6 protein-coding genes and 1 pseudogene are annotated in these 9,428 nt (G+C 46.2%); 6 read left to right on the top strand and 1 reads right to left on the bottom strand.

Annotated features, from left to right (window positions below):
* The 6 genes and pseudogenes from IM509_RS19975 to IM509_RS19950 form a co-directional block, all read left to right on the top strand.
* Positions 1 to 598, top strand: a pseudogene (locus tag IM509_RS19975) (GTP-binding protein); the annotation flags it as partial.
* 512 nt (positions 599 to 1,110) lie between these two features.
* Entirely contained in the window at positions 1,111 to 2,250 is a 1,140-nt protein-coding gene (locus IM509_RS19970) for a DegT/DnrJ/EryC1/StrS family aminotransferase (RefSeq protein ID WP_052277880.1), read from the top strand.
* Positions 2,251 to 2,287: 37 nt separating this feature from the next.
* A complete protein-coding gene (crtB, locus tag IM509_RS19965) occupies positions 2,288 to 3,193 on the top strand; it encodes a cyanoexosortase B (protein WP_052277879.1) in 906 nt (301 codons plus the stop codon).
* The gene (locus IM509_RS19960) at positions 3,186 to 3,932 is read left to right on the top strand and encodes a cyanoexosortase B system-associated protein (RefSeq protein ID WP_052277878.1); all 747 of its coding nucleotides are present in this window, start codon (positions 3,186 to 3,188) and stop codon (positions 3,930 to 3,932) included. The genes crtB and IM509_RS19960 overlap by 8 nt, the downstream gene beginning before the upstream one ends.
* A 132-nt stretch (positions 3,933 to 4,064) precedes the next feature.
* Positions 4,065 to 5,279, top strand: coding sequence for a polysaccharide biosynthesis/export family protein (locus IM509_RS19955; RefSeq protein WP_052277877.1), 1,215 nt, complete (start codon positions 4,065 to 4,067; stop codon positions 5,277 to 5,279).
* Positions 5,280 to 5,396: 117 nt separating this feature from the next.
* Positions 5,397 to 7,601 (top strand): GumC family protein, encoded by a 2,205-nt coding sequence (locus IM509_RS19950; RefSeq protein ID WP_052277876.1) that lies wholly within the window; start codon positions 5,397 to 5,399, stop codon positions 7,599 to 7,601.
* 6 nt (positions 7,602 to 7,607) lie between these two features.
* Here IM509_RS19950 and IM509_RS19945 read toward each other — a convergent pair whose 3' ends face one another.
* On the bottom strand, positions 7,608 to 9,056 hold the full coding sequence (locus IM509_RS19945) for a family 10 glycosylhydrolase (protein ID WP_052277875.1): 1,449 nt from the start codon (positions 9,054 to 9,056) through the stop codon (positions 7,608 to 7,610).
* Between the last annotated feature and the right edge of the window lie 372 nt (positions 9,057 to 9,428).

Below are 9,428 nucleotides of genomic sequence, written 5' to 3'. Positions count from 1 at the left end.
TCAGAAAATTCACGCTACTATCCCTAATTTAGCCGTACAGGAAAAGTTAGTGATTCGAGAATTGCAAGGGGAAAAACCCACCGGGGTAGAAGTTCCCGTCGATTATCTCCATCTGATAGAACTCGATCGCCAAGGCAGCGTGGAAGCAACTCTCCCCGGTTTGCGCGGCAAATACAATATCCGCGATATCTTAGAAGGGGTGGAATCTAAGAGAGAAAGAGAAAGACATCTCGACGAAAGGGAGGAACGTAGCCGCAAAAGCCGAGAAAATCGCCCTATGAGTCCCAAAACGCCAGAAACTCCCAATCTCCTGAAACCTAGTCTCGCTTTGTTGCTGGTTTTAGCTGTGGTTACTTTTATCTTTGCGGTGCTTGCCAATACTGTGCCAGTGGTACAGTTTATTACCAGCGTTTTGACAATTATTTTTATCTTTGCTCTTATTGTGATTGTGTTATTGTTCTGGACGGGTAAAATCAATGAAACGACCTTTAATCAGTTTTTAGAGGGTTTTTGGCGATCTATCACGATTTTTAAAGGACAAGAACCAAAAACCAACAACGATGACACCCCCCAAGAAACCCCCGAATCGGAGCAGTAAAGATTTGCATACCATAGAAAAGTAACTTAGGCAAAAAAGTTTACAAATATTTAATATTAATCTCTCTTTTTATCAAACCGGGAAAACTCTTGGCCTTTTCCCGTTCTTAACTTCTTATACTAAATCCTTTGAGGCGTTGGGTTTCATGCTTCAACCGTTCGGCAAAAGCTCACGGCCGAAGCCCAACCTACGTTCATCTTATATTTAATTCCACCCACCCACTTAGTAATTATCTTCAAAGTTTGGCGGCAAAAATAAATAGCTAGGCAGTCAACTTAATTCTTTTGGCCAAGTCAAGGCCAAACCCCCTGAATACCAATCGGCTCTCTTGGTTTAGCTGGGTTAGAATCTAGCCTAGCCTATACTTTTTCTCAGGTTATCCCAGAAGGATTAAGGATAAACCACAGAGGCACAAAGAACACAAGGACAAGAGAGCCTACAAATCTAGACAACTTGATCAAACCTATGCTAGTCTCTTGATAATTAATAATATCTCCCTAAACAAGCAATAGATGAATTCCCATTTAATCAAAGTTCCCTTTGTTGATTTAACTTGGCAAAATCGGCCCCTACAAGCAAAAATTACCGAGGCAATCCAAACAGTTATCGACCGAGGAGATTTTGTTTTAGGCCAAGCTTTAGCCGAATTTGAAACCGCCTTTGCCCAAGCTTGCGGAGTCGAGTATGCTGTGGGAGTAGCTTCTGGCACTGCTGCTCTTGCCCTGGCTTTACAAGCTTACGGCATCGGTGCCGGGGATGAAGTGCTAGTCCCCGCTAATACCTTTGTCGCTACCCTCATGGGTGTTATTCAAGCGGGGGCCAAACCAGTTTTAGTTGATTGTCACCTCGATACGGCCTTAATTGACCTCGCAGCGGCCGCCCAAAAAATTACCCCCAACACCCGCGCCATTCTACCCGTACACCTGTACGGACAGATGGTATCACCCCAAAAATTAGAGGATTTTGCCCGCAGCCATAATCTGACTATCTTTGAAGATGCGGCCCAGGCCCATTTAGCCAGTAGAGAAGGTTATCGCGCCGGCAGTGTCGGTGTGGCGGCGGGGTTTAGTTTTTATCCCAGTAAAAATTTAGGTGCTTTTGGCAATGGCGGAATGTTAGTGAGCAATGATCCCGAAATTAGCCAAAAAGCCCGTAGTTTAAGAAATTATGGCGCACCGAGCAAGTATTTTCACACCGATATCGGCACTAATAGTCGTTTAGACAGCATACAAGCCGCCATTTTAAATGTTAAATTACCCCATCTGGAAGGCTGGAATCGGGCCCGTCAGCGAGCGGCAAGACAATACGACCGGCTTTTGGCTCCTTTAGCCGATAAGGGCATTTTACCCATACGAGACGAAACCGAGACCGGTCATGTCTATCATCTCTACGTTATTCGCGTACTCCCCCATTGTCCGGTTGATCGCCAACAACTACAAGAACAATTAACTGCCGTCGGTATTCAAACCGGCATTCATTATCCGATTCCTTGTCATCTGCAACCGGCCTATCGCTACCTGGGTTATCAACAGGGAGACTTTCCTCATGCAGAGACTCTCTGTGAAGAAATTGTCTCTCTGCCCATGTACCCCGGTATCAGCGAGGAGCAAATTGACATCGTGGTTGAACAGATCACTGCGATCATCGGGTAACATAAATTCAGAATTTGTCACTAAATCGCTCTGTCCTATGGGTATTAGTCCTTCCTTATCCCCCGTCTCCCAGAAAAATCGGCAATCTTGGCTGATTATCGGTTTCTTGGCGGTCATCTATGGTCCGGTGATCTTTCATTGGTATGATGGTTGGCTGAATAAATCGATCGGCATCGAACACGAATACTTTAGCCACGGCTTGATCGGCCTTCCCTATGCCGCCTATATTGTCTGGCAGAATCGCAAAAAATGGCAACGCCTCGAAGATCGCTCCCATCCCCTCGGAGCGTTTTTGTTAACCCTAGGAGCGATTTTTTATCTCCTCGGTTCCTCTCTTTGGGTTAGTATGTCTTTCCCGATTATTTTAGCGGGAATCTGTCTCTGGTTAAAAGGAACGGAAGGTTTAAAATTACAGGGATTTCCCCTGCTTTTAACAGCTTTAGCGACTCCTAATCCCATACCCTACCTGATCGCTCCCTATACCCTACCCCTACAGGTTTTTATTGCTGCTTGCGCTGGTTTTATTCTCCAGCAAGCGGGCCTAGATGTCTCCGTTGACGGTATCTATGTAGCGGTAGAAGGCAGGATGGTGGAAGTCGCTCCCTACTGTGCGGGGCTGAAAATGTTATTTAGCAGTCTTTACGTCACCCTCCTGCTGCTCCATTGGACTGATACCATCGAAAACGGTCGTAAAACCCGCTTTATGCTCCTCAGTGCCTTTGGAATTAGTGTCGGGGCTAATATTGTTCGTAACGCGCTTTTAGCTTGGTTTCACGGCACAGGACAAGAGGAAAACTTCAAATTACTCCACGATGGCTGGGGGGGTGATTTATACTCCGTCTTTATGTTATTACTGATCCTTTTGGTCTTCCAAATCATGCAGTATCGCGAGGCGGTTAAGAAAAAGTCCCTAGCTCAAGGGGAAGGTAACCAGGATGATTAGTCGAAAAATTCCGGCCGAGGTAAGTTTAGTGTTAGATAAAATCAAAAAAAAGCTACCGGGTAATTATTCACTACTGTTGTGCTTGCTGCTGCTGTTGATTTTAGGCGGTATCCTGCCCAATTTAATTTCTGGCCATTGGTCTTGGGTGGATCAACCAAGAATCGGTAACATTCAAAAAATGCGGACTCTACAAGAATCGGGAATCAAGTTCTCTGACCTGAAAACCATCGATCAGCAGCAAGGACAAATCGGTGAGGGAAAATGGTCGGTGCAAGTGGTGGAAACTCCTGAGGGCAAGAGGATCACCGTGCTTTTAAAGCCACAGATCTACTATAAAAATCAACCAGGATTAGAATGGTCGGATATCACTTCGATTAGTCGTTGGAATCAGGGGGAAACAACCGAGCTATTAATCCCCACCCAGTCGGGAGGAAAGGCCAAGGCTCGATTCTATCGTGCCTGGACACAAAATACCTTTGCCGTGGTGCAATGGTATGCTTGGCTAGGTGGTGGTCATTACGATCCCTCTGTTTGGTATTGGCTTGACCAATGGGCGCAATTAAAAAGACAGAGAGTACCCTGGATAGCCGTTTCCTTGCTGATTCCCTTAGAACCGACGAAAGAACTGCAAACTCTCACTCCCTTTGCTCTCAATCTCGCCAAGGAAGTTCAAAGTTACTTAGAACAAAATGTCTTAAGTCAATTAACTTCTCTGCCTGAGACCAAAAAAGAAAAGTAGTTTTTCTGCTCCCAACTATCTGTTTAAAAAAAACTAGCTCAAGGCACTTTTCTAGTCCTTAATAGCTTCTTTGTTCCTCTCCCACTAGATAACTCTCAGAAAATAAATTGATATATCTGTATGATTCTACCAATGCTCAACAAGTTTTTGCCAGTTAGTTTATTCAGAACCGGGGCCATAGCCTTATCAGGGTTTAGTCTGACAGGGTTCTTATGGGTAATTCCCTCCGAGAGCCTCAAGGCCCAGGGTTCTTTGTCCATACCCCAGACTCAACCCGGAACTGGGTTGGAATTTTTGCCCCCCGAACCGCCTAATCCCACCTTTCCTGAAAACACGATTCCCCCTACCGGCTACAGTCCACCGGTTTACTCTCCCAATAATCGCCAATCCCGACAAATTCAGTCCTATCGACTCGATATCGGCGATCAAATTACTGTCTCGGTTCCCGATTTTCCCGAATTTAATTCCACGGGGCCAGTGGATCCCGATGGTAATTTTCTGGTGCCGATTTTAGGGCGTATTCCGGTGCTGGGCTTGACTTTAGACGAAGTGCAAACTAAGATCCGCCTCGAATTGGGGCGAAAATACCTGCGGGAGGAACCGGAAGTGATTGCTGTTTTAACCACTGCCCGTCCCGTCCAGTTAACCATTCTGGGAGAGGTACAGCGACCGGGGTTTTATAGTGTTGCTCCTAATACTCCCCTAGCGCAGGTACTTTTGGCGGCGGGTGGCGGCACCCCCAGAGCCGATCTGCGTTCGATCGTTGTCCGTCGGGTTTTAGTCGATGGTACAGTATTAGAGGAGAAACTTGACCTTTATACTCCCTTAATTAAAGGGGAACGCTTGCCAGATCTGCGTTTGCAAGGAGGTGATGCCGTGATTGTTTCCAAGTTAGAAGTCGGCCAAGAGACGGGATATAATCGCACCCTGGTGGCTAGAACCACCCTCGCCCAGCAGAATATCACCGTCAGGGTTTTAGCTCCCTCAATTCCTTCAGGAATTTCCCTGAGAAATGTTTCGATTCCTAATGGCAGTAGCTTCCTTGATGTAGTGGCTAGTTTACCGGTTTCCGATCGCCTGCGGATTAATGTCAATGAAGTGTCCCTGCTCCGTTTTGATAGTGCCAAAGGGGGAATTGTTAGTCAAACTTTGAGTCCGATAGCGGCAGTTAGGGGAGATATATCCCAAAATGTTCCCTTAGAAGATCAGGACGTAATTATCGTCACCCGCACCCTGTTAGGGGAGATTTTCGCCGCTTTTAATATCATTACCCAACCCATCCGGGATATTTCCAGTTTTACCAATACAATTCTCGACTTTGGCAATCAATTCAATAACTTCCAATAATTGAGGGGCAACTTGCTCCCTTCACTCCTTAACACAACTTCATAAGCTAGGATTTCAAGGGCGAGAATCACTCTTGACCGCTAAAATGTAAAGAATCTGGGAATACATTAAAAAGCTATGGCTCTACCAATTGTTAAACGATTTCTCATCTCGCTAGATCAGAACAAATTTGTGGGAATATTCGTCTTCCTCGTCTGTTTAGGCGGTTCTGTGATCTTTGCTTTCCTACCCGATCCTGAGAAACCCCCCACCTTTTATCGGGCGGTGGGACAATTGGCCTACCGGGTGCCGCCGCCGGCTTTTACCAGTACAGGAACCCAACTGCAAGAACAAGGGCGGGCTATTGATCGCGATTTACTGCTGTCTCCCCGGGTATTGGTCAATGCGGCCAAAAAATTGCAATTTAATCAGGAACAGATGGTTAAAATTCGCGATCAGGATTTAAAAATAACCTTCCCCGGTGAAGCGGAGGGACAAAAAAATAATAGCGACCAACCCCAAGAGGTACTTTTAGAGTTAACGGCCGACTCCCAGTCCAAGGCGGAGTTAATTCTCGAAACCTTGATGAAGGAAATGGTGGAATACAGTCGCTGGCTGAATACTTCCCAGTTACGGGCCCGCATAGAAGCTCTCAGTGTCCGACTTAACGAAGTCCAAAAAGATTTAACCAGAGCCGAAGAAAAGTTTTATCGCTACATTAGTACCCAGGGTTCAGATTTATTGGCGATTCAAGACGGGAGTTTATTCACCGCTATCACCAGTAGTCAACAGCAACAGCGAGAAATTCGCCTAGAACTGCAAGGCATTCAAGGACAGATTAATAGTCTGAGTGAACAACTCGATTTAACCCCCGATCAAGCTTACACCTCCTCGGCCCTTAGTGCCGACCCGATTATTGCCAGTATCCGAGCGCAGATCTTGGACACGGAAACCCAATTGGAGCGACTACAGAAGGATTTACGTCCCGAACATCCCACCGTAGCTAAATTACGCAAACAACAGGAAGTTAACGAATCTCTCTTACAAAAAAGAGCCGCCGAGGTGATCGGAAAAGATGGCATCCTGACCGATCTTCCCAGCAGTCGCATCCGTCAGCAAAGTAATCTCGATGCCACCCGTCAACAATTAGCGGCTCAATTAGTCACCCTGCAAACCCAGCGCGAGGGTTTAATGAAACAATTAGAGTCCTTGGTGACTCAGGAACAGCAATTACGCTCCCAATACGAGAAATTCCCCGATAAACAGCTACAGCAAGCTCGTTTAACCCAAGCTGTCGCCTTTCAACGGGGTATCTACGAGAATATTCTCAATGCTCTGGTGGATGCTCAGGCCGCAGAAGCGGAAACCGTGGGTAGTCTCACCGTCGCCCAACCGCCGGTTGCTCAACCGATCGAACAGGTGTTTAACCGCAAGAATCGTACCTTGATTCTCTTGGTGGGTGCTGGTTTGGGAACTTTAGCCGGATTGGGTACGATTCTCCTGTTAGCAGTGATCGATGATCGCCTGCACAGTCCCCAAGAATTGCGGGAAGCTTTGGTTAGTCGGGATATACTACTCTTGGGACAATTGCCCATTGTCCGGAATTTAGAGGGCGAGGAAATCGAGCCGATTCTCGCCGATGCTAATGCCAATTATCTCCCCTACTACGAACGTTTACGCAGTACCCTGCGACTTGTTGGCGGCGGCGAAACGGTGAAAGTGGTTGTTGTCACCAGTATTACTGGCGGAGAGGGGAAAACCGCCACTGCCTATAATCTGGCCATCGCCGCCGCTTTAGCGGGCCGACGGACTCTGTTAGTAGAAGGAGATCTGAGAAGTCCCTCTAAGGCCGAAGAAATCGGAGTCACTCCCGATCCCAATTCTTTCCGAGAACCCCTACTTTACTACGGGGCAAAAAGTAAATCGATCCGGCTGGCCCCAAATATTGAAAACCTTTCCATTTTGCCTAGTCCCGGTCCGCAAAAACAAGCGGCAGCTATCATTGAATCGAGCGAATTACAATTAATTCTCAAAGATTCTCGCGGCCGTTTCGATCTGGTGATTGTCGATACTCCTTCTCTGTCTAGCTGTAATGATGCTCTTCTCTTAGAAGAACTAGCGGACGGGATTATTCTGGTAACGCGCCAGGGCATAACTCGTTCTAGTCTCTTGAGTGAAGCAACTGACCAGTTAACAGAAGCGGAAGTGAAAATTTTAGGGGCGGTAATTAACTACGTCGATATTACACCGACTCTCAACACCGCCGAACCGGAACTGCCGCCTTTGATAGTCCCCCCCCCACAGGAAAAAACAGAGACAGAGGAAGTAAAAGTAGAGGTGTAAATGGGGTTACATTTGACAAAATCTTCTGGCTCGATCGAATTGTGGTTCTTGCCAAGAAAAAGCAAAATGACTGATACTATCTATGCTGGGAAAAGCTAGGCGAATCGCTGCCATTTGCACTTCTAAGGAGGGACGATTGTTATAGGGTTGTCCCCATAAACCCGCTAAAGCTGGGATAACAGGAGTTTGATTTCCCCTGCTTGCCACTACTCTTTTGATCTGATTAACCACACAGGTAGTATCGTTACAATTAGCGTAGGACATGGGATGCCATTCTAGGGAAGCGGGAAAACTATCCCAAGCTTGTAAACGGGAATCGAAACCTTGATTACCCACAAGACGATTCCCATCGGGAAAAAACACTGCCCCAGCCGGAATTCCCTGACGTTCCACTAGGGCAGAAAAATAACTAATATAATCAATTACACCCTGGGCAGCATGGGCAACCGTCAGGAACCAAAGTTCTAATTTGAGGCGATCAAAACGAGTTTTAACTGATTGTTTCATCTCCTCTTCTAAGGGAATTCTACCCTGCCAAAGAGGGGCGGTTTCTTGGGGATAAAGGCGATCTGCTTCGACGATATCATCAGGGGAAATTTGACCACGAGTCAGATAGCGATCAATTAAAAATTTGCCCTTATTATTCAATCCTCGATTAATTAAAGCTTGTCGGGATGCGGGACTAAAAATCCATAAATCTTCGACATTATCAGCCACGGAATCGACTCCAGTTCCTCTGGGATAGCGAATATAATCAAATAAAACTCCATCGGGACGACGTTGTAAAATCGCTTCTAGGAGAATTAAATAATCCTGTCGCGCTTGATTGCTGTAGGGATCGACAAAAGTTTGGGATTGATCATCGACAAAAGAGGTGCTATCCTGTCCTTTACCATTGCGTGCTAACACCTCCTGTCGCTCGGGTTTTAAGCTATAAGCATAGCCAAAATTGAGGCTAAATAACCAAGCATACACCTTTAAACCGCGTTTATGTCCCTGTTCGATCGCCTGTGCTAATAAATCCACATTTCCAGCACCGGGATTTTTAATCACGCTATCCCAAACCGTGGGATTATTGTTAGGAGGTAACAAGACTTGACCATCGGCAAAAACTTCCAGATAAACTATATTATAACCTTTGGCCACGATGCGATCGAGGATACTTTCTATCGATCCAGGACGGGTATCACAGGAGTAAAGACGTAACCAGATCGCTTGTTCCTGTAACCAGTGTCGGGAACGACAAAAGCGCAATTGTTCAGCATATTTCTGCAATAAAATGTTATATTCTTGGGGGGAAGTTTGACGCAGATTTTCTTGTTGTTTGATTTCTGATTCGGAGAGTTGACAATTATCATTGACAGCGAGGCTAGAGTTAATCCCGAGAGGACTACTCCAGAGGATTATAGCGAGGAAACAGGATAGCGATCGCAGATAATTGACTTTCTTTAACATAGTTGTTCACGGCAAAAGTAGCAAAGGAGAAATTTCCTTAGTTTGCTATTTTTTTAGCCCTCTTCTAGAACTATAGCAAAAGTCTTAAGTAGGGTTTGCGGCAAAAAGTTTGTTGGTGGGGTTAGGAGACAGGAGACAGGATTTAGTATGAGAGGGTTTCGGAGATTGTCAATGTCCTAACCGCCGATTCGGTTGCGATAAGGGACTTGCGTGGGAATAATATCCCAATCGATCGGAGGGCGCAAGCCTTGCGCCCCTACAGTAACGGATTTTGTCCACAATGTAGGGGCGCACTGCGTCGCCCAAAAGGTACATTATCAAAGCGCAAGTCCCTAACATCTCGAAGGCTCTCCCCCTACTTAGGGTGATCGG

It is taken from the genome of Microcystis sp. M31BS1 (genome assembly GCF_020245285.1).
Taxonomy (GTDB): Bacteria; Cyanobacteriota; Cyanobacteriia; order Cyanobacteriales; family Microcystaceae; genus Microcystis; species Microcystis panniformis.
This window is presented reverse-complemented; position numbering and strand designations above follow the sequence as displayed.

What these genes read in the sequence shown, in the direction of transcription:
- IM509_RS19955 (WP_052277877.1), top strand. Translation starts at nt 4,065, where the DNA reads ATGCTCAACAAGTTTTTGCCAGTTAGTTTATTCAGAACCGGGGCCATA.
- crtB (WP_052277879.1), top strand. Translation starts at nt 2,288, where the DNA reads ATGGGTATTAGTCCTTCCTTATCCCCCGTCTCCCAGAAAAATCGGCAA.
- IM509_RS19970 (WP_052277880.1), top strand. Translation starts at nt 1,111, where the DNA reads ATGAATTCCCATTTAATCAAAGTTCCCTTTGTTGATTTAACTTGGCAA.
- IM509_RS19945 (WP_052277875.1), bottom strand. Translation starts at nt 9,056, where the DNA reads ATGTTAAAGAAAGTCAATTATCTGCGATCGCTATCCTGTTTCCTCGCT.
- IM509_RS19960 (WP_052277878.1), top strand. Translation starts at nt 3,186, where the DNA reads ATGATTAGTCGAAAAATTCCGGCCGAGGTAAGTTTAGTGTTAGATAAA.
- IM509_RS19950 (WP_052277876.1), top strand. Translation starts at nt 5,397, where the DNA reads ATGGCTCTACCAATTGTTAAACGATTTCTCATCTCGCTAGATCAGAAC.